The sequence below is a fragment of the Pectobacterium carotovorum genome (genome assembly GCA_016415585.1).
Lineage (GTDB): Bacteria > Pseudomonadota > Gammaproteobacteria > Enterobacterales > Enterobacteriaceae > Pectobacterium > Pectobacterium carotovorum_K.
In genome coordinates, this window is record CP066552.1 from 3,798,857 (window position 1) to 3,821,469 (window position 22,613).

The window sequence follows — 22,613 nt, forward strand, 5'->3', positions numbered from 1 at the left end:
CGAGCAACGCGCGATAGATCGCGCGTTGCTGATATAACTCTTACTTCACCTGACGCTTCTGGTACGCGCCAGCGGCTTTCACAAAGCCGGCAAACAGGGGATGTCCATCTCGCGGCGTTGACGTGAATTCCGGGTGGAATTGGCAGGCAACGAACCAGGGATGATCGGGTAATTCAACAATCTCCACCAGTTTGCGGTCGGCGGAAAGACCAGCAACCCGTAATCCCGCCGCTTCAATCTGTTTCAACAGCATGTTGTTAACTTCATAACGATGACGATGACGTTCGATAATCGTCTGCTCACCGTACATCTGACGCACTAGACTGCCTTCGGTCAGATGGCATTGCTGCCCACCAACGCGCATGGTGCCGCCCAGATCGCTTGCTTCATCACGGACTTCAACATTGCCGTTCTCATCACGCCATTCTGTGATCAACGCAACCACCGGATACTTACAGTCTGGCATAAACTCCGTTGAGTTTGCGCCTTCCATTCCGGCAACGTTACGGGCAAATTCCATTAATGCGACCTGCATCCCCAGGCAAATGCCCAGATAAGGGATATTGTTCTCACGGGCGTAACGCGCCGACATGATTTTCCCTTCGACGCCACGATAGCCAAAACCGCCAGGAATCAGAATAGCGTCTAAATCTTTCAATACTTCGACACCACGGGTTTCAACATCCTGTGAGTCGATCAGTTTGATATTCACCGTCAGACGGTTCTTCAACCCGCCGTGTTTCAGGGCTTCAATAACGGATTTGTAGGCATCCGGCAGAGCAACATATTTGCCGACCATACCGATAGTGACTTCACCGCCCGGATTCGCTTCTTCATACACAACCTGTTCCCATTCTGACAGGTTGGCTTCGGGACAGTTCAAGCTGAATCGTTTACAAATATAATCGTCCAGCCCCTGTGATTTCAATAGCGACGGGATTTTATAAATCGAATCAATGTCTTTAAGGGATATTACTGCTTTTTCTGGCACATTACAGAATAAAGCAATTTTTGCACGCTCGTTGGCAGGCACGGTGCGGTCGGAACGGCAAATCAGCACATCAGGCTGAATACCGATGGAAAGCAGTTCTTTAACGGAGTGCTGCGTCGGCTTGGTTTTCACTTCGCCCGCTGCCGCCAGATACGGCACCAGCGTCAGGTGCATAAACAGCGTGTGTTCGCGGCCCACTTGCACCGCCATCTGCCGAATCGCTTCAAGGAACGGTAAAGACTCGATATCGCCGACGGTACCGCCGATTTCGACCAGAACGACATCGTGGCCTTCGCCACCTTCAATGATGCGCTCTTTAATCGCGTTGGTGATATGCGGGATCACCTGAATGGTCGCGCCCAGATAGTCGCCACGGCGCTCTTTGCGCAGGACATCAGAGTAGACACGGCCAGTGGTGAAGTTGTTGCGGCGCGACATTTTGGTGCGGATGAACCGCTCGTAGTGACCCAAGTCCAGATCGGTTTCGGCGCCGTCTTCGGTGACAAACACTTCACCGTGCTGCGTCGGGCTCATCGTGCCCGGATCCACGTTGATGTACGGGTCCAGTTTCATGATGGTAACGTTGAGGCCACGGGCTTCAAGAATAGCCGCCAGAGAGGCTGCGGCAATGCCTTTACCCAGAGAGGAAACGACCCCGCCGGTCACAAAAATATAATTAGTTGTCATGCTGAACCTGAGAGTTTAGGTTTAAAGACGATGGAGGTACCAAGACGGGAAAGTAGTATACCTGAACCTGATGAACGCCACAAATGTTCGTTTTACACAATGTGGCGATTCCAACACCCTCGAAGGTGAAGTAAAACCGCTCTCACCACAACCAATAATTACCTTTAATAACAATAGAATAAATTAATTAAAATCGATAAAAACAGGGTTTGTGATTAAAAACGGATTAATGGCCTATTTCCTGTTTTTTCACCTGCTGCCATGCGGCTTCCATTTCATCCAGCGTCGCCTGTTCCAGCGTTTTTCCCGATGCCGTAACGATTTGTTCTACCTCGCGAAAACGACGAGTGAACTTGCGATTTGCCGCCTGTAATGCATTCTCAGCCTTGTGCCCCAGATGACGAGAGAGATTGACTGTGGAGAACAATAAATCACCTATCTCTTCACCTAATTTTTCTTCATCGACAACGGCTTGCCGCGCCTCAAACATCACCTCGTCGATCTCTTCGTAAACTTTATCGAGCACCGGCCCCAGGCTGTCCCAATCGAAGCCAACAGAGGCACAACGCTGCTGAATTTTTTGCGCTTTCATTAAGGCAGGCAGCGCATCAGGAATGTCGTCCAACGGCGAATGACGATCTTTCTCCGCCCGCTCCTGCGCTTTGGTCTGCTCCCAGTTTGCCAGCACGGCATCGCTGTCCGTCAGCGTCAAATCGCCGAAAATATGCGGGTGCCGACGTTCCAGCTTGTCGCTGATGGCGTTACAGACATCGGAGAAATCGAACAAGCCCTTTTCCTGCGCCATTTGCGCGTAAAACACCACCTGAAACAGCAAATCCCCTAACTCACCGCGCAGATCATCAAAATCCTGACGGCTGATGGCATCCAGCACTTCATACGTTTCTTCCAGCGTATAAGGCGCGATGGTGTCAAACGTCTGTTTCTTATCCCACGGACAACCATTTTCAGGATCGCGCAGGGTTTTCATGATGGCGAGCAGGCGCTCGACGGAGGATAAATTCGTCAAAGATACGGTCATAATATTCCTGAAAAAATGTGTATAAAAATAGCAAAACACGGCAGCCAACTTCGGCTAAAAAGCGCAAAGACATCACTATTTTCATTTCAACGGCGTAAAAAATTGTGCTGAGATGCACATGACCGCCGAGTGAGCCGCATGGACGCGGCGAAAGCCTGTGCCGCGTATGGAACGCGTCACAGGCGGCTCGACAGCGGGCATGTTCATCGAAGGAACCGCATCGCGGCACAATTCTCGCCAAAAGCCTGGGTTCTGAGGGATGCGGCGTCTGAGCATCCCTCAGTCGGGCGTGGCAATGGTGCCACAAAGAACAATATGGCTAATCACGCACGAAACTGTTCACCACACCCGCCAAGGTTTTCAACTGGCAGATGGTGAAACCACCATTTACGCCCCCTGTTGGCGCCGCGCGTCGATCACATCTGGAAGTTGGTTGAGCTTCGCCAGAATGCGGCTCAACACTTGCAGATTGTAGATCTCGATATCCATATCAATCGTGGCCAGTTGCTGCTTGGTATCGCTGCGGCTGGCGACGCCCAGTACATTAACCTTCTCGTTCGCCAGAATCGTGGTGATATCCCGCAGCAGGCCGCTACGATCGTTGGCAATCACCCTCACCACCAGCGAATAGCCGCTGGAATAGCTTTCGCCCCATACTGCATCAACAATGCGCTCCGGCGAACTGGCGCGCAGTTCGTCCAACTGTTCACAGTCGGCGCGGTGAATTGAAATGCCCCGTCCGCGCGTGATAAACCCGGTGATCTCATCACCCGGAATCGGCTGGCAGCAGCGGGCAATGTGGTGCATCAGATTGCCTACACCTTCCACCACCACGCGGCCGTTATCCTTATTATTACTGCGTACCGGCGGCTGATGTGACTTCTGCGTCAACTGGCGCAACGCTTCACGATCCAGCTCTTCCGCAGTAGGCTGTTTTAACTGCGATTGCAGGAAATTCACCATCTGATTCAGACGGACATCACCGCCGCCGATAGCGGCCAGTAATTCATCCAGTGAATTCACGTTATAACGCGGCAACAGCAATTTTTCCGCCGCTTTCAGGCTGACGCCTAGGTGTGCCAGTTCATCATCCAGAATCTGCCGACCTGCCAGAATATTTTTGTCACGATCCTGCTTACGGAACCAGTTCTGAATCTTAGAACGCCCACGGCTGGTGGTGATATATCCCAGATTCGGGTTCAGCCAGTCACGGCTCGGGTTCGGTTGCTTCTGGGTGATGATTTCAATCTGATCGCCCATTTGCAGTTGGTAGGTAAACGGCACAATACGTCCGCCGATTTTCGCCCCGATGCAGCGGTGCCCAATATCGCTGTGGATGTGATAAGCAAAATCCAACGGCGTGGAGCCCGTGGGGAGATCCACCACGTCACCTTTCGGCGTAAAGACATAGACGCGGTCGTCAAACACCTGACTGCGGACTTCGTCCAGTACATCATTCGAATCCGCCACTTCTTCCTGCCAGGCAAGCAGTTTCCGCAGCCAGGCAATGCGGCCTTCGTAGCCGGAACGCCCGCCCACGGAGGAGCCTTCTTTGTATTTCCAGTGTGCTGCAACGCCCAGTTCGGCATCTTCATGCATCTGTCGCGTACGAATCTGGATTTCGAGCGTCTTTCCACCCGGCCCTAACACCACCGTGTGAATGGACTGATAACCGTTTGGTTTGGGGTTAGCGACGTAGTCGTCAAACTCGTCCGGCAGATGGCGATAGTGGGTATGCACGATACCGAGCGCCCCGTAGCAGTCCTGCAAACGCTCAACGACAATGCGTACCGCACGGACATCGAACAGCTCATCGAACGACAATGCTTTCTTCTGCATCTTGCGCCAGATGCTGTAGATATGCTTAGGACGACCGTAGATCTCCGCCTGCACGCCCTCTTCTTTCATCGCGTTGCGCAGCGTTTTGACAAAATCGTCAATGTACTGCGCACGATCGATACGGCGCTCATGCAGCAGCTTAGCGATTTTTTTATATTCATCAGGGTGCAGATAGCGAAAGCAGAAATCTTCCAGCTCCCACTTTAACTGGCCGATACCTAAGCGGTTAGCCAGTGGCGCATAGATATTGGTACATTCTTTGGCCGCCAATACCCGTTCTTCTTCCGGGGCATCCTTCACTTCACGCAGGTGCGCAATCCGCTCAGCGAGTTTGATGACCACGCAGCGGAAATCTTCCACCATCGCCAGCAGCATGCGGCGGATGTTATCGACCTGCTCAGACGCGCCGGAATCATTCTGCGTGGCTTTGAGCTGGCGGATTGCATCCATATCGCGCACGCCATGCACCAAATCAACGATGTTTTTACCAAACGCGGCTTCCAGCGTCGCCTCATCAACCACGTTCGCGTCTGCCAGCGGAAAGAGCAGCGCTGCGCACATGCTATCATTGTCCATGCTCAGCGTGGACAGGATTTCCACCATTTCAATGCCGCGCCACAGCAATAACGACGCATCGGCGTGATCTTGCGTTTGCTGCTCACAGTAACGCCAGGTTTCGGCTAAACGTTCACACGATTGCTGGCTGGAAATACCCAGTGAAGCAATCCACGCATCAGGGACAAACTCACCTGCCGTATTCAAATGCGCACTTCTTACCGCAACCATAATTTCTCCCTACGTTACCCTTCACCCTGCAAACGACGCCGCTTTGCTGCCTATTACGCCTTTCGCGTGCCGGTATCGTGCAAAAACAGTGCCATCGATTCAAGGTGACCGGTATGTGGAAACATATCCAGCATCGCAACATTCGCCAGCCTGAAACCCGCTGCCAGTAATACTTTGCTATCGCGCGCTAACGTCGTGGCATTACAGGAGACATACACCACCCGTTCAGGTGCCAGTCTGGTTATCTGCTCCATCACGCCTGCCGCGCCCGCACGTGCCGGATCAAGTAATATCTTATCAAAACCTTGAGCCGCCCACGGCTGCTGCGTGACGTCATCTTCAAGATTTTGGTGAAAAAATGTGACATTGGGCAGCCCATTGCGTCGGGCATTCTCGCGTCCTTTCTCAACTAACGCGGCCACCCCTTCTACACCAACGACGCTGGCGGCACGCTGTGCCAGCGGTAGCGTGAAGTTACCCATGCCACAAAACAGATCTAATATTCTATCCTGCGGTTGCACATCCAGCCATGCCAGCGCCTGCGCGACCATCTGCTGATTCACCGCATCATTAACCTGAATAAAATCGCGCGGGCTAAAGGCCAGCGTCAGCCCAGCAACGTGATAAACCGGCTCTTCACCCTGTAGACACGTCAGCGAATCGGCATCCGGAGCCAGATAAACCGAAACGCCCTGCTGCTGCGCAAAATCACACAGCGCCTGCTGATCCGATGAATGGAGTGGATCAAGGTGCCTCAGCACCAGTAGCGGACCGTTCTCCGCCTGCACCAACTCCACATGCCCAAGGCGCTTCACCGCCTTTAATCGACTCAGGCAATCGCGTAGCGGTTGCAGCAGCGCTTCAAGCTCGGGGCGCAACACCGGACAGACTTTGATATCCACCAGATCGTGAGAATTTGACTGCCGATAGCCCATCAACAGACGCTGCTCTTTTGCCTGAAAGTATAACGCAAGCCGCGCGCGCCTCCGATAGGCATAAGGTGTGCCAGCAATCAGCGAGGCTTCAGGCAGCTCAGCGCCCGTTTCCCGCGTCATCAGATGCATCAATGCAGCCGATTTACTGCTCTGTTGCAGCGCGATATCCGCGTGCTGCTGTTGACAACCGCCACAGCCGGTAAAATGCGGGCACGGCGGCGAAACGCGCTGCGGGCTAGGCGTCAGCAGGCGTTTAAGTTTTGCATGCGAAAACTGACGTTTCTCTTCTGTCAGTTGGACCTCGGCCTGCTCTCCCGGCAGTACACCCGTGACAAACACCGTCTTGCCTTCGTGACGCGCCACCCCCTGCCCAAACGGATCAAGCGACGTGACCGTAACAGTGAGGTTCTTAGCAGGAATTGCTTTCCGGGTCGTCACACGCCGGTTTGGAGAGTAGAATTGCGCCATAATGTACTATCGATTGATCTCTTGGGTTGAACGGCTGTAACCGGTACATGCAGTACCCGATAACTAATTACATCATTGGGTGCTCAGCATCCTCTAATTCTCCCACATTGGAACCCCATGACCAAATACAGTCTTCGTGCACGGATGTTGATACTGATTTTGGCACCGACGTTGATGATCGGGCTGCTGCTTAGTTCGTTCTTCGTCATCCATCGTTACAATCAGTTGCAGTCGCAATTGGCCGATTCGGGCACCAGCATCATTGAGCCGCTGGCGACCATCAGCGCTTATGCCATTACTCATCGCCAGATGGACACAATTCCCGCGTTAATCAATACGCTTCATCGCCGTCACTCCGCGATTATTCGTACCATTAGCGTGTTCGATGCGCGTAATCAGCTCCTCGCCACCACCAACGTCCGCAACAACGTGACATTACAGTCGCTCAGCAGCGATGCGCTTGCACACAATAAGCTGCACCTGCACCACACGAATGACGCGCTGATTCTGCACATGCCGATCGTCACTGACAGCGAATTCATGCAGGGCGGAACAACGCCCGTGCTGCCCGGCACCGCGACACCTCTCGGCTATCTGGTGATCGAGCTGGATACCAGCACCATTCAGCTTCAGCAGTATCAGGAAATTTTCATTGCCGCGCTCCTACTGCTGTTATCTTTGGGTGCCGCCGTCCTTTTTGCTTATCGTCTGATGCGGGATGTCACCACCCCGATTCGTAATATGGTTGATACCGTCGATCGTATTCGTCGTGGGCAGTTGGATAGCCGGGTCGAAGGTTACATGCTCGGCGAACTGGATATGCTGAAAAACGGCATCAACTCCATGGCGATGTCGCTGACCGCCTACCACGAAGAAATGCAGCAAAATATCGATCAGGCGACCTACGATCTGCGGGAAACGCTGGAGCAGATGGAGATCCAAAACGTCGAGCTGGATCTGGCTAAAAAGCGCGCGCAGGAAGCCGCCCGCATCAAGTCTGAGTTTCTGGCAAATATGTCGCACGAACTGAGAACGCCGCTGAATGGCGTGATCGGTTTCACCCGCCAGACGTTGAAAACACCGCTGAACGCGACACAGACAGACTATCTGCTCACCATCGAGCGGTCCGCCAATAACTTGCTGAATATTATTAACGATGTGCTGGATTTCTCGAAGCTAGAAGCCGGAAAGCTGGTGCTGGAGGATATTCCGTTCTCCCTGCACAACACGCTGGACGACGTTGTGATGCTGCTGGCGCACACGGCACATGAAAAAGGGCTGGAGCTGACGCTCAGTATTCAGAATGACGTTCCCGAACAGTTTGTCGGCGATCCGCTGCGGATACAACAAATCATCACCAACCTGCTGGGTAACGCGATTAAATTTACTGAACAGGGCAATATTGATATCCGGGTTGAAAAGCGTCGGCAGGAACATCATCAGGTCCAGCTTGAAGTGCAAATACGCGACACTGGCATCGGTATTGCCGAGTTGCAACAATCGCAGCTATTCCAGGCCTTCCGTCAGGCTGACACCAGTATTTCACGCCGTCATGGCGGCACGGGGCTTGGGCTGGTCATCACCCAGCGTCTGGTCAAAGAAATGGGTGGCAACATCAGCTTCCAGAGCCAGCTTAACAAGGGTTCGACTTTCTGGTTCCATATCACGTTACCGCTCAATCCCCACGCCATGCCGACGGGACCCGCCAACACGATGCTACAAGGTAAACATCTGGCCTACGTCGAGTACCATCCCACCGCCGCGCAAGCCACGCTGGATATCCTGAGCCAAACGCCGCTAATCGTGAGTTACAGCCCGACGTTTGAGCAACTGCCAGAGGGAGAGTTTGATATCCTGCTACTTGGTATTCCCGTGCAATATCGCAATACACTGCTCGATTACACGCCCAGACTGCGCGATATCTGCCGCCGTGCTCCCCGCGTCATTCTGGCGCTACCTAGCCTGGCGCAAATGGATGCCGAACAGTTGAAAACTTTCGGCGTACATGCCTGCCTGAGCAAACCGCTCGCGGCGTCACGCCTGCTGCCACTGTTACAGGACAGCACGCTGTTCCAACTCTCTTTTCTGCCAGATGACACGGTATCGCAATCAAGTACCGCACGCCGCCCAGCTCGTCTGCCGCTGAGCGTGATGGCGGTGGATGACAATCCAGCTAATCTGAAACTGATCGGCACGCTGCTGGAAGAGCAGGTCGAGACGATTATCCTGTGCGAAAGCGGACAAGATGCGATTGCACAGGCAGAACTGAATCAGTGCGATATTATTCTCATGGATATTCAGATGCCGGGTATGGACGGCATTTGCGCCAGCGAATTGATCCGTCAGATCCCTCACCATGCCACCACGCCTATCATCGCGGTGACGGCGCAGACTATGACGGGTGAACGTGAGCATCTGCTGCGTTCGGGTATGGATGACTATCTGGCGAAACCGATAGACGAACAGATGCTGAAAAGCGTGTTGACGCGTCATGCACGGCGAGATCCGTTGAAGCGCAATCGGGGCGAGATGACGGGATTACTGAACGAGCACGACGATAGCCAGCTATCACTCGACTGGGCGCTGGCGCAGCAACAGGCGGCCAACAAGCCGGAACTGGCGCGCGACCTGCTGCAAATGCTGTTGGATTTCTTGCCAGAGGTTCAGCGGAAGATAGAAAACGTGCTGAAGGGGCAGACGGATGATGACATCATCGAGCTGGTTCATAAACTGCACGGCAGTTGCAGCTACAGCGGCGTTCCGCGTCTGCAACGCCTCTGCCGCTATCTGGAACAACAGCTGCGTAAAGGCATTCACGCCAGCGATCTGGAACCCGAATGGCTAGAGTTGCTGGACGAAATCGACAACGTCCGCAAAGCCGCCCAGCCGCATATCAAACCTATGCATTCGTAATCAATATCCCCAGCATAGCCCTGTCTCTTCGTCATATTTTATGTGGCTGTGGAGACAGTTTCGTGCGCTTACAATATGGCTATTCCATGCTCCTCCGCAGCACGCGCCCGACACGGGACGGCTCAAACGCCGCTCGCCCCGTGACCCCAGGCTTTTTGGCGGAAATTATGCCGCTAACGCGGGGCCTTCGTCGGTATCTGGCTTTACGGACCGCTTGCGACACGATTACTCACCCCATAAATGGGGCTCGCCCTCCGGGCCAGCACACGTGCTGTTCAAAAACGTCTCTGACGTTTTTGTCCGGCGTGGCGCAAGCTTTCGCCGCGTCCTGCGGCTCATCCGAAGCCAGCTATCTCCTCAGCATAATTTTTTACGCCGGATAACGGCAAAACCCACAATGTCGCTGCATTCGTATAAGAAACAGCAGACTGACAGAGGGAGAACCTAACGCTGAACGTTTAAGGGACGAGCGCACGAAACCGCCTCCGCATCTGCATAAAAACGTGTAGATAAAAGGCGCTGATTAACCGCATCACGATAGCGCTCAGCGCGACACAGACTGCGCCAGTCGGATCGTGGCGGCGATATTACGTGCCGTCATCCGCACATTCTCTGCCGCATTATCCAGCGCTTCTTCTAGTGAGCAGATGTTGTAAAGCACGCTAAATACTGCATCCAGGCCATGTTCATGCACCACCCCGACATCTGCCGTCAGGCTGCCAGCAATGCCAATCACCGGTTTGTTATACTGTTTGGCGATCCGCGCCACGCCAATCGGCACTTTACCGTGGATTGTCTGACTGTCGATGCGCCCTTCCCCGGTAATCACCAGCGTGGCATCTCGTACCAGCGCATCCAACCCCAACGCTTCTGTAACAATCTCAATGCCCTGACGCAGCTCAGCGCCGCAAAAAGCCTGTAGCGCCGCCCCCATACCGCCCGCCGCCCCCGCACCGGGAACGTGTTCCACGTCCATATCCAGATCGTGGCGAATCACCGCCGCATAATGCTTCAGCCCATTATCCAGCTGTTCAATCATCTCCGGCGTTGCCCCTTTCTGGGGGCCAAAAATCGCCGACGCACCCTGTTTCCCCGTCAACGGGTTGGTCACATCACAGGCCACTTCAAAGCGACAATTTTTAATACGCTCATCCAGCTCACTGATATCAATGCGAGCGAGTTTGTCGAGTTCCCCCCCGCCAAAACCGATCTGCTCGCCCTGCTTATCCAGCAACTTCGCGCCCAGCGCCTGCACCATGCCCGATCCGCCGTCATTGGTTGCGCTCCCGCCAATGCCGATGATGCAGTGTCGAACACCATGATCTAACGCGCAGCGAATCAACTCGCCCGTGCCATAGCTGGTCGTTTTTAACGGATTACGCAGTTGCGAAGGCACTCGTTCCAGGCCGCTCGCCGCCGCCATCTCAATAAAAGCCGTTTTTTCATCGCCAGACAGGCCAAAGAACGCGTCGATGCTATCGCCTAACGGTCCTGTCACCTTAACATTCACAATCTTGCCATCGGTCGCAGCGACCATGGCTTCTACGGTGCCTTCCCCACCATCTGCAACGGGCAATTTGACATAGCAGGCATCGGGAAATATTTCACGAAATCCCTTTTCAATCTGCGTAGCAACCTCTTGTGCAGACAGGCTTTCTTTATAAGAATCCGGTGCGATCACTATTTTCATAAACGATCCGATTTCATCAACGTTCCGATTGCATCAATAATCCGCGCGCTCATGAAACGGCGCTTATACCTGCCAACGTTCAGGGCAGCAGATCCTGAAATCCAGTAGGTAGATCAGAGTGATTATCTGCCAGTCGGCTGGCATCCTGTGCCAGCCTCGTGACTATCGCTTCACGGCTTATCGCGTAACTTCAACTTTGGCCAGCTTCTCGTAGTAACACGCCAGCGCACTGTGGTCGGCCGATCCCAGATCGTCCGCTTTCAGCGCCTGCATCATTTCCATCACCGCCGCCGTTAATGGCAGCTGTGCGCCGACGCCGTGTGAGGTATCCAGCGCGTTCGCCAAATCTTTGATATGCAGATCGATGCGGAAACCCGGCTTAAAGTTACGATCCATCACCATCGGCGCTTTCGCATCCAGCACGGTGCTGCCTGCCAATCCACCGCGGATCGCCTGATAAACCAGATCCGGGTTAACCCCAGCTTTCGTCGCCAGCACCAGCGCTTCAGACATGGCGGCAATGTTCAGCGCCACAATCACCTGGTTCGCCAGTTTGGTCACGTTGCCCGCGCCGATATCACCGGTATGTACAACAGAACCCGCCATGGATTTCAGAATCTCAAAGCAGCGGTCAAACTGGGCTTTGTCACCACCGACCATCACGGACAGCGTGCCGTCGATCGCTTTCGGCTCACCGCCGCTGACTGGCGCGTCCAGCATAGCGATCTCTTTCGCCGCCAGTGCGGTAGCAATTTCACGGCTGGCAAGCGGGGCGATTGAACTCATATCCACCACAATGCTTCCGGCACGCGCACCGCCGATGACGCCGTTTTCACCCAGCACCACTTCTTTAACGTGTGGAGAGTTAGGCAGCATAGTGATGATGACATCGCACTGCTCCGCAACCTGTTTCGGCGTTTCAGCCGCCGTAGCGCCCGCCGCAACCACTTCCGCGACCGCGTCCAGATTTCGATCCATCACGACTAATGAGTAACCTGCTTTCAGCAGATTTTTACTCATCGGTTTTCCCATGATGCCCAATCCAATAAAACCAATTTTCATCGCCCTAACCTCATTGTCTGATGTAGATATCACTTCAATTCACGATGAACCCGCCTCATGGCGGATCCGATTCGCACGGAATGACTGAATTACTTCTTGTACTTGTCGCTCAGCGCCTGTGTTGCGCTGCGGAACACGCCCAGATCGCTACCGACCGCAACGAAGCTTGCGCCCCATTCCAGATAGCGACGCGCATCGGCTTCAACCGGAGCCAAAATGCCGCACGGCTTGTTATGCGCAGCAGTACGATCGAAGATGTGGCGGATCGCTTTCTGCACGTCAGGATGATTAGGCTGACCGAGGTAGCCCAGCGCCGCAGACAGGTCGCTCGGACCAACAAACACGCCGTCTACGCCGTCTACGGCAATAATTTCATCCAGATTGTCGAGGCCGTCCTGACTTTCGATTTGCACTACGACGGTAATGTTGTCGTTAATGTTGGCAAAATAGTTCGGTTCGGTGCCATAACAGTTGCTACGGTGCGCCACGGAAACGCCGCGGATACCCGCTGGCGGATAACGGGTTGACGCGACCGCACGTGCAGCTTCTTCCGCCGTTTCCACGAAAGGAATCAGGAAGTTATTGAACCCGATATCCAGCAGTCGCTTGATGATGATTGGCTCATTGCACGGCGGACGGACGACAGGCGCGCTGTGGCTGCCTTTCAGCGCCATGAGCTGAGGAATAAACGTCACGATATCGTTAGGCGCATGCTCTCCATCCAGCACCAGCCAGTCGAATCCCGCCAGCCCCAGCACTTCAGTTGAAATCGGGTTGCCCAGCGCACACCAGCAGCCAATCAACGTTTTCCCCTGCAGCAAATCTTGGCGAAAACGGTTAGGTAACAGCGGAGTCTTCATTTTTTATCCTCGGTCATTCCAGCGCCGCTTGCCTGAAGCGGCGCGCTCAAAAAACGGAAAATCAGAACGTTAGCGAACCAGACACGGACGTTTATTATCAAACGTCCACTCAGGAATAAGGTACTGCATTCCCATGGCGTCGTTACGTGCGCCTAATCCCATGTTTTTATACAGTTCGTGTGCTTTCATCACCTGATCCATATCCAGCTCAACGCCCAGACCCGGTTTCTTCGGCACTTCCACCATGCCGCCAACAATCTGCAACGGTTCTTTCGTCAGGCGTTGGTTACCTTCCTGCCAGATCCAATGCGTATCAATCGCCGTAATCTTGCCCGGAGCCGCCGCAGCGACCTGAGTAAACATGGCCAGTGAAATATCAAAGTGGTTATTGGAGTGAGAACCCCAGGTTAAGCCCCATTCGTGGCACATCTGCGCCACACGTACGGAACCTTGCATCGTCCAGAAGTGCGGATCGGCCAACGGGATATCGACCGATTGCAGCGAAATAGTGTGACCCATCTGCCGCCAGTCGGTGGCGATCATGTTGGTCGCGGTAGGCAGCCCCGTCGCACGGCGGAATTCCGCCATCACTTCACGACCGGAGAAGCCTTGTTCCGCGCCGCACGGATCTTCTGCATACGCCAGCACGCCGCGTAGCTGTTTACCCAGGCCGATAGCTTCATCCAGCGACCAGGCACCGTTCGGATCCAGCGTGATGCGAGCCTGTGGGAAACGTTTCGCCAGCGCGGTCACCGCTTCGGCCTCTTCGCTACCGGCCAGTACGCCGCCTTTCAGTTTGAAATCGTTGAAACCGTATTTTTCATACGCGGCTTCAGCCAGACGCACGATGGTTTCTGGCGTCAGCGCTTCTTCGTGACGCAGGCGATACCAGTCGCATTTCTCGTTAGCCTGACTCTGGTAAGGCAGATCGGTTTTATTACGATCGCCGATGTAGAACAGATAACCCAGCATCTCGACGGCATCACGCTGTTGACCATCGCCTAGCAGCGAGGCCACGCTGACGTTGAGGAATTGCCCCAGCAGATCGAGCATGGCGGCTTCGATCCCCGTGACGACATGGATAGTGGTACGTAGATCGAATGTCTGCAAACCGCGCCCGGAAGAATCGCGGTCGGCGAACTGCACACGCACCGCCGTCATAACGTTTTTGTATTCGCCCAGCGTTTTGCCTACCACCAGCGCGGCAGCATCTTCCAGCGTCTGACGGATTTTCTCACCGCCGGGAATTTCTCCGACGCCGGTATTCCCGGCGTTATCTTTCAGAATCACAATGTTGCGAGTGAAATAAGGTGCATGTGCACCACTCAGGTTGAGCAGCATACTGTCGTGACCTGCAACCGGAATAACCTGCATGTGGGTAATCACCGGAGTTGAACTTTGCAATGTCATTTTCTTATCCTTTCTCTCTAATTTTTCTATGTAGGGTTAGCGGCCAAAAACCGGGCGTTTACGATCAAATTTCCAACCAGGAATCAGGTACTGCATGGCGACGGCATCATTACGTGCCCCGCTCGGTAATTTTTTGTACAGATCGTGGGCTTTCATGACCTGTTCCATATCCAGCTCAATTCCCAGACCGGGACGATCCGGCACCTTAATCTTGCCGTTGACGATTTGCAGTGGCTCTTTGGTCAGATGCTGCCCTTCTTGCCAAATCCAGTGCGTATCAATCGCCGTCGGGTTACCCGGTGCCGCCGCCCCTACGTGCGTGAACATCGCTAGAGAAATATCGAAGTGGTTATTGGAATGGCAGCCCCACGTCAGGCCCCATTCATCACACAGTTGGGCGACGCGCACCGCACCGTGCATCGTCCAGAAATGGGGATCGGCCAGCGGAATATCGACCGCTTGTAGCATCACAGCATGGTTCATTTCGCGCCAGTTGGTCGCAATCATGTTGGTCGCGACCGGTAGCCCGGTGGCACGACGGAATTCCGCCATTACTTCACGACCGGAGAAACCTTGTTCAGCACCGCACGGGTCTTCTGCGTAGGTCAGAATGCCCTTCATGTCTTTGCACAACTCAATCGCTTCATCCAGCAGCCAGGCACCGTTTGGATCGACGGTAATACGCGCATCCGGGAAACGCTTTTTCAGCGCTTTCACGGCATCAATTTCCTGCTCGCCGGGCAGTACACCACCTTTGAGTTTGAAATCTTTAAATCCGTAGCGGTCAGTTGTGGCTTCGGCCAAACGCACAATCGCGTCGCTGTCCATCGCCTGCTGGTGACGCAGGTGATACCACTCGTGCTTGCCTTTTTCGCCAGTTAAATAAGGTAGATCCGTCTTAGTGCGATCGCCGATATAGAACAGATAACCGAGCACGGTGACTTCATCACGCTGTTTACCCGGCCCCAGCAGTTCGGCAACGGGGACACCCATGAATTGCCCCAGCAGATCGAGCAGCGCCGCTTCGAGTGCTGCCACCGCATTCACGCGCAGCTCAAACGTCCAGGCGCCTTTGCCGAAGGAATCAAAATCAGAAGATTGGTTGCCGACATGAATGTCATGAACCAGACGGTTCATGCGGGCGATTTGTTCGCCTTTCACACGAGGAATGGCTTCAACCAGCGTGTTGTAAATGACTTCACCACCGGGCGCTTCGCCGACACCGGTATGCCCGGCGCTGTCGGTTAGAATGACGAGATTACGCGTGAAGTAAGCACCGTGTGCACCACCGATGTTCAGCAGCATGCTGTCATAACCCGCAACGGGAATGACTTTCATGTCGGTAATCACAGGCGTCGCTGAAAAGTTTGTCATGACAGGCTCCCGTCATGAATGGAGCGCACAGGATTGACGCTTAGGTTTCCGATAGTTGCCACAACGCAGGGGCGCGCAGAGGCGGATGAAAATAATTCAGTCATACAGAAATAAAAAACAGATGGTGCACCAGTAGATAATTTCATGTTGTTTTCCTACTTTATTAGCGCGACCTTGTTTTTACTCTGATTTGAACTGAACACTGCTTGTAGGGTTATCAGAATAAAAACAGGTTATATACCCGTAATACTTCAAGTTGCATGTGCGTTGGCTTCCCTTACTCACCCCAGTCACTTACTGATGTAAGCTCCTGGGATTCCCGCGGTTGCCGCCTTCCCGCAACTCGAATTATTTGAGGTATAACTGTCCCGATACCGAAATAAACCAGTCAGGAAAACGATGTTGTAATCCGTACCGCCTTACCAACCTCAGTAAAAAGTATAAGTTTTCTTATTTCACAACTCATTGGGCAATAGCACAGCATTCCCTGTCGAAATGCAGATTAAATATGTCATTATCACAGGCCAATGGGAGGTGTTTCACGAAAACCGTGAAAAGCGAATTTCCGTCTTATAAACACCGAAATACGCCCCTTTGGCACCCAATTTCGAAGAGGTAAAACCCGACGTTAAAGGGCATGAATAAATGACAAATTTATACCCTAAATAATTCGAGTTTCAGGCAGGCGGCAAGAGAAGGCATCCCGATGAGCTTACTCAGGTAAGTGATTCGGGTGCGTGAGCGCAGCCAACGCACATGCAACTTGAAGTATGACGGGTATATAGCGAAACGCTGCGCCATCATACTGATGGAACAGCGTTTTGTGTTATTGCCTATATCTAGACTAATACGGTAACGACTGGCCTTAATTCTTAACGAACGGCTTCAATTCGATACGTTTAATATCTTGTACGATGAACAGGTAGCTGACGATGGCAACCAACGCATGAATCCCGACATACACCAGACCGCCATTGAACGAACCGGTCATGCCGATAATGTAGCCAATCGCAATCGGCGTCACGATACCAGACGCGTTACCGAACATATTGAACAGCCCGCCGCTTAACCCGCTGATTTCTTTCGGTGCAGTATCCGCCATAACCGCCCAGCCCAGCGCACCAATGCCTTTGCCGAAGAAGGCTGCAGACATCACCGCAATAACCACCCATTCGGTTTCAACGTAGTTACAAATCACCATCGACATGGAGAGCAACATACCGAGAACGATAGGCGTTTTACGGGCAAAGGTCAGGGAGTTAGTCCGACGCATCAGATAATCGGAAATGATGCCACCCAGAACGCCTCCGACAAAACCACAGATAGCAGGAACCGAGGCGACAAATCCCGCTTTGAGGATCGACATACCGCGAGCTTGAACCAGATAAAGCGGGAACCAGGTAATGAAGAAGTAGGTCAGTGCGTTAATACAGTATTGGCCGATATACACACCCAGCATCATACGGGACTGCATTAATTGCTTGATTTGGTGCCATTTCTCCCCTTTAACGACCTCTTTCTTCGTCCCTTTGGCATCCATATTAATCAGTGCACCACCGGCCTCAATGTAATCCAGCTCGGCCTGATTCACACTCGGGTGATCTTTTGGATCGTGGATCACTTTCAGCCAGACAAAGCTCAGAATGATCCCCAACCCGCCCATGAACCAGAACACATGTGCCCAACCCACGGCGTGCACCAGCCAGCCCATGATAGGAGCAAAAATCACAGTAGCGAAGTATTGCGCCGAGTTGAATATCGCGACGGCAGTACCACGTTCTTGTGCAGGGAACCAGGCCGCTACAATTCGGCTATTCCCCGGGAAGGAGGGTGATTCACACAAACCAACCATAAAGCGCAGCAAGAACAGGGAAATGACAATGCCAGCGCCGCTGAAGATATCGACAAAACCTTGTAATAAGGTAAAAATCGACCAGGTAAAAATACTATAGAAGTAGACTTTCTTTGAACCAAAGCGATCGAGCAGCCAGCCTCCGGGTATTTGCCCAATAACATATGCCCAGGAGAACGCTGAGAAGATATAGCCCATCCCCACCGCATCCAGCCCAATTTCCTTAGACATTGCTGAACCAGCAATGGACAAGGTTGCGCGGTCCCCATAGTTAAATGACGTGACAATAAACAACATCACGACAATCCAGTAGCGGGCGTTTGTTCTCTTTTGTATCGCGCCAGCTGCTGAGCTTACTGTATTCATGATGAACTCCTGCTTCAATCGCGGTTCGCTCATTCATTCCGAATAACAGATAACGGTGTAGGGTTATCAGAATGAAGATCAGTGGATAGTTAACATTCCCATTTTTATTTTTTTTGCGAATAGCCAGGCTATATAGCATCAGAGTAATTAGCTGACATCTTCAACTCGCAGGAACATTATAATTTTTACCCACTGGCTGCTCACTAGCTAAAAGCACAACATTAAAAATGTCCTTTTGAATATGTTGGGGCACTTGCCCTATATAGTGCGAGGTGTTTCACGAAAAATGCCGCTATTCTCTTTTTACATTCATACACATTATTTTCATTTCTGACTTAAAAACCGTGCGCCGGAAGAATGTGATCAAACTCACCAAAAATTGGATCTTCGCCTGATAAATCAGAAACAAAAAGCGCTGGCTTAGGTCAATTGCATAATGTACGAGAAGGGAACCTCACGTATACTCATTAGCGAGCAGTGAAGTAATAGCGTGGTAATCGTTACCACCGTGTTTCTGATAAACCAATAATAAAGGCTTGCATCATGTCAGATAAATCAGAAAGTAATGCTGCACAAGAGCAGCCACTTTATATTAAGGTCCACGATTCTGATAATGTTGCCATTGTTGTTAATAATAATGGCTTACGTGCCGGAATCCGTTTTAATGATGATCTGGAATTAATTGAGCATGTTCCGCAAGGTCACAAAGTGGCCCTTGTGGATATCGCCAAATCAGGCGCCATCATCCGCTATGGTGAAATTATCGGGTATGCGCTGCGTGATATTGCCAAAGGAAGCTGGATCGATGAATCTCTGGTCGAGTTGCCTCAGGCTCCCGCGCTGGAAACCCTGCCGCTGGCGACCAAAATCCCCCCCACGTTGCCTGCGTTGGAAGGCTACACCTTTGAAGGTTACCGCAACGCCGATGGCAGCGTAGGTACGAAAAACCTGTTGGGCATTACCACCAGCGTGCACTGCGTCGCGGGCGTGGTGGACTATGTCGTCAAGATTATCGAGCGAGACTTATTGCCGAGATATCCCAATGTGGATGGCGTGGTCGCACTCAACCATCTTTATGGCTGTGGCGTGGCAATCAATGCCCCTGCTGCGGTGGTTCCCATCCGTACCATTCACAATCTGGCGCTGAACCCGAATTTTGGCGGCGAAATACTGGTGGTCGGCCTGGGCTGTGAAAAATTGCAGCCGGAGCGTCTGCTGGAAGGGACGCCTGATGTACAAGCCATCTCCCTCGACGACACCAGCATTGTCCGCTTGCAGGATGAACACCATGTTGGTTTCAGATCGATGGTGGATGACATTCTGACGATGGCAGACAAACACCTGCAACGGTTGAACAAACGTCAGCGTGAAACCTGTCCGGCCTCTGAGCTGGTTGTCGGCATGCAGTGTGGCGGCAGCGATGCGTTCTCTGGCGTCACCGCGAATCCTGCCGTTGGTTTTGCCTCCGACCTGTTGGTACGCTGCGGTGCGACCGTCATGTTCTCCGAAGTGACCGAAGTGCGCGACGCCATTCATCTGTTGACGCCGCGCGTCATCAATGAAGAAGTCGGTAAACGCCTGCTGGAAGAAATGGCCTGGTACGATAACTACCTCGACAGCGGCCAGACCGATCGTAGCGCCAACCCATCGCCGGGCAACAAAAAAGGTGGCCTCGCGAACGTGGTGGAAAAAGCGCTCGGCTCCATCGCCAAATCCGGCACCAGCGCGATTGTCGAAGTCCTGTCCCCCGGTCAGCGTCCAACCAAACGCGGCTTGATTTACGCCGCAACACCGGCCAGCGACTTCGTGTGCGGCACCCAGCAGCTTGCTTCCGGTATCACCGTGCAAGTCTTCACCACCGGTCGTGGCACACCCTATGGCCTGCTGGCTGTCCCTGTGATCAAAATGGCGACCCGAACCGCATTGGCAAACCGCTGGCACGATCTGATGGATATTGATGCCGGAACCATTGCTACCGGAGAGGCCACGATCGAAGACGTAGGCTGGCAGCTTTTCCACTTCATTTTGGATATCGCCAGCGGCAGGAAAAAAACCTGGTCCGATCAGTGGGGCCTGCATAACGCACTGGCCGTTTTCAATCCGGCGCCAGTAACCTGATTATCTTTCTCCGCAGGCCAGAATCATTATCTGGTCTGCGGATAGCGTTATTTGATCTGCAATAAATTCAGCGTCAATAAAAATGGAAGAAAGGCCGTAATTAAAAGAATAAACAGCAGGGCAGCAACATTTAATTTCATTCACGCAAAGAAAAGACATAAAAAAATTAACAAATAATTTTTCTTATTGTCAATTTCATCCACACCAAATAAATCTTTTAAGAAAAAACCCTATATGTTCCCATCTATTTTTAATCATTTTTTTACCGATTATTTATTGCTAATAAAATGAATCAATTGACAGATAATCGTCCTCATCATAAATTTACGCGTGCTGAAAAAGCGTGCTAACACTGATGACATATTTGTTACAAAAATACAGTTACAAAATCTCCATCACGCACAATATAGGGTTAATAGCCCGCCCATTACAAATAGTGTCAGGCACTACTTTATATAAGCGAGCAAGTCACCCAAAAAATTTCAGTATACCCATTTGAATAACTTGAATATTTACACAGCAATATGCCTGACAGATTTCACGGGACGAACCATTCGGCAGCGACACTGCGTTTCAGCCTCTGTAATAACCAGAGCGTCTGAGGCGAGAAAAGCGGCCAGCGTGTCTGAACCTGGAAACTGAGCGGGATACGTACGCCGGGGTTTCTAATGAGATTGAATACACCTGTCACACAGCAGGAGTATCTGTTAGACATGGACACCATATTGATGTCCACGACAAATATTCACAGCCACATTACCTATGCCAATTCTGCCTTCATTACGGTTAGCGGTTTTTCCGAAGAGCAGCTCATCAACCAGCCTCACAATATTGTGCGCCATCCCGACATGCCCGTGGAAGCCTATGCCGACATGTGGTTTACGCTGAAACAAGGCGATAGCTGGACCGGATTAGTGAAAAACCGTCGCAACAACGGTGACCACTACTGGGTTCGCGCCAACGTTACACCGGTCTACCAGCAGGAGCAGCTCGCAGGCTATATTTCGGTACGCAACACGCCCAGTGCCGAAGAAATCAAGTATGCCGAAACGCTGTATAGCGCCGTGCAGAAAAAACAGGCGGGCAGCCGTAAGTTCTACAAAGGATTAGTCGTTCGCACCGGACTCTTTTCGCCACTGTCGCTCTTGCAGAAATTGTCAGTCCGCTGGCGCTTGCGCCTGGCAGTACTGGCGGTGGGCCTCATTCCCGCACTGCTTGCTTTCAGCGGCATGAATCCGCTGTGGCTGCTGGCACTGACGCTGTTACTCATCGTCATCATGGATCAGTTTCTGCAAAAGCAAATTGCACAGCCAATCAGGATGATACTCAAACAGGCTCAGCATGTGGTATCAGGCCGTAAAGTCAAGCATGTCCACCTGAACCGGGTCGACGAAATTGGCTTGCTTCTCCGCTCTGTTAACCAGTTTGCCCTGAACCTGCATTCGCTTGTCGACGACGTCAGTACACAGGTAAACGGCATCACCAACGTCAGCCATAAGCTGGCGGAAAACAATGTCGACCTGAATACCCGCACGGAAGAGACATCGGCCAATCTGCAACAAACTGCCGCCGCCATTGAAGAAATTACCGTTGCCGTACAGCAGAGTGCAGAAACGGCGGCACAGGCCACCACCATGGCAGAAGCCGCCAGCAACACCGCGTTTAAAGGTGGCAATATCATGAAGGAAACCATCGGTATGATGGATTCCATCTCCAGCGCCAGCGATAAAATCGTTGATATCATTGGCGTGATAGACAGTATTGCCTTCCAGACCAACATCCTTGCGCTGAATGCGGCCGTTGAAGCCGCTCGTGCGGGCGTACAAGGGCGCGGATTTGCGGTGGTAGCCGCCGAGGTTCGCAATCTGGCACAGCATTCGGCCTCTGCGGCCAAAGAGATTAAAACGTTGATCGACGCCAACGTCGAAAGTGTAAAACAGGGCAGCACAATGGTCGAAAACGCGGGCAAACATATCAGCGATATCGTTGATGAAGTCTTGCAGGTCTCCACCATGATCAAAGAGATCAGCAACGCAACGCATGAGCAAACCTCGGCATTGGGCCTGATCAATACCTCTATTGCACAGATAGAACAAATGACACAGCGCAACACCGATATGGTTACGCACTCTACAGAAGCCGCTGAAGGGCTCAACCTTCAGGCCAGACGACTGAATAGCGCAATTAACGTGTACGGCAGTTAACGAGCATCATCTCTTCAAC

13 protein-coding genes are annotated in these 22,613 nt (G+C 52.5%); 3 read left to right on the forward strand and 10 right to left on the reverse strand.

The window, feature by feature from the left end; translation table 11 throughout:
• Positions 1–40 precede the first annotated feature (40 nt).
• The 4 genes from pyrG to rlmD form a co-directional block, all read right to left on the reverse strand.
• Complete coding sequence (gene pyrG, locus JFY74_17035) at positions 41–1,678, reverse strand: CTP synthase (glutamine hydrolyzing) (GenBank protein ID QQG27753.1); 1,638 nt, start codon at positions 1,676–1,678, stop codon at positions 41–43.
• Positions 1,679–1,904: 226 nt separating this feature from the next.
• Entirely contained in the window at positions 1,905–2,717 is an 813-nt protein-coding gene (gene mazG, locus JFY74_17040; protein QQG27754.1) for a nucleoside triphosphate pyrophosphohydrolase, read from the reverse strand.
• Positions 2,718–3,104: 387 nt separating this feature from the next.
• Positions 3,105–5,342: a GTP diphosphokinase gene (gene relA, locus JFY74_17045; GenBank protein ID QQG27755.1), complete on the reverse strand. Its 2,238-nt coding sequence runs from the start codon at positions 5,340–5,342 to the stop codon at positions 3,105–3,107.
• A 53-nt stretch (positions 5,343–5,395) separates the two neighbouring features.
• Entirely contained in the window at positions 5,396–6,745 is a 1,350-nt protein-coding gene (gene rlmD, locus JFY74_17050) for a 23S rRNA (uracil(1939)-C(5))-methyltransferase RlmD (GenBank protein ID QQG27756.1), read from the reverse strand.
• A gap of 117 nt (positions 6,746–6,862) precedes the next feature.
• Between rlmD and barA the strand changes: the two genes are divergently transcribed.
• A complete protein-coding gene (gene barA, locus JFY74_17055; protein QQG27757.1) occupies positions 6,863–9,658 on the forward strand; it encodes a two-component sensor histidine kinase BarA in 2,796 nt (931 codons plus the stop codon).
• A 544-nt stretch (positions 9,659–10,202) separates the two neighbouring features.
• Here barA and JFY74_17060 read toward each other — a convergent pair.
• The 6 genes from JFY74_17060 to JFY74_17085 form a co-directional block, all read right to left on the reverse strand.
• Positions 10,203–11,348, reverse strand: coding sequence for a glycerate kinase (locus JFY74_17060; GenBank protein ID QQG27758.1), 1,146 nt, complete (start codon positions 11,346–11,348; stop codon positions 10,203–10,205).
• Positions 11,349–11,525: 177 nt separating this feature from the next.
• Positions 11,526–12,410, reverse strand: a complete 885-nt coding sequence (gene garR / locus JFY74_17065; protein ID QQG27759.1) for a 2-hydroxy-3-oxopropionate reductase — start codon at positions 12,408–12,410, stop codon at positions 11,526–11,528.
• Positions 12,411–12,499: 89 nt separating this feature from the next.
• Complete coding sequence (gene garL / locus JFY74_17070; GenBank protein QQG27760.1) at positions 12,500–13,270, reverse strand: 2-dehydro-3-deoxyglucarate aldolase; 771 nt, start codon at positions 13,268–13,270, stop codon at positions 12,500–12,502.
• Positions 13,271–13,339: 69 nt separating this feature from the next.
• Complete coding sequence (gudD, locus tag JFY74_17075; protein ID QQG27761.1) at positions 13,340–14,680, reverse strand: glucarate dehydratase; 1,341 nt, start codon at positions 14,678–14,680, stop codon at positions 13,340–13,342.
• A gap of 36 nt (positions 14,681–14,716) precedes the next feature.
• Positions 14,717–16,054, reverse strand: a complete 1,338-nt coding sequence (locus JFY74_17080) for a glucarate dehydratase (GenBank protein QQG27762.1) — start codon at positions 16,052–16,054, stop codon at positions 14,717–14,719.
• Positions 16,055–16,919: 865 nt separating this feature from the next.
• The gene (locus tag JFY74_17085) at positions 16,920–18,272 is read right to left on the reverse strand and encodes an MFS transporter (GenBank protein ID QQG27763.1); all 1,353 of its coding nucleotides are present in this window, start codon (positions 18,270–18,272) and stop codon (positions 16,920–16,922) included.
• 543 nt (positions 18,273–18,815) lie between these two features.
• Here JFY74_17085 and garD point away from each other — a divergent pair.
• Entirely contained in the window at positions 18,816–20,390 is a 1,575-nt protein-coding gene (gene garD, locus JFY74_17090; GenBank protein ID QQG27764.1) for a galactarate dehydratase, read from the forward strand.
• Positions 20,391–21,058: 668 nt separating this feature from the next.
• Positions 21,059–22,594: a PAS domain-containing protein gene (locus tag JFY74_17095; protein QQG27765.1), complete on the forward strand. Its 1,536-nt coding sequence runs from the start codon at positions 21,059–21,061 to the stop codon at positions 22,592–22,594.
• Positions 22,595–22,613: the final 19 nt, after the last annotated feature.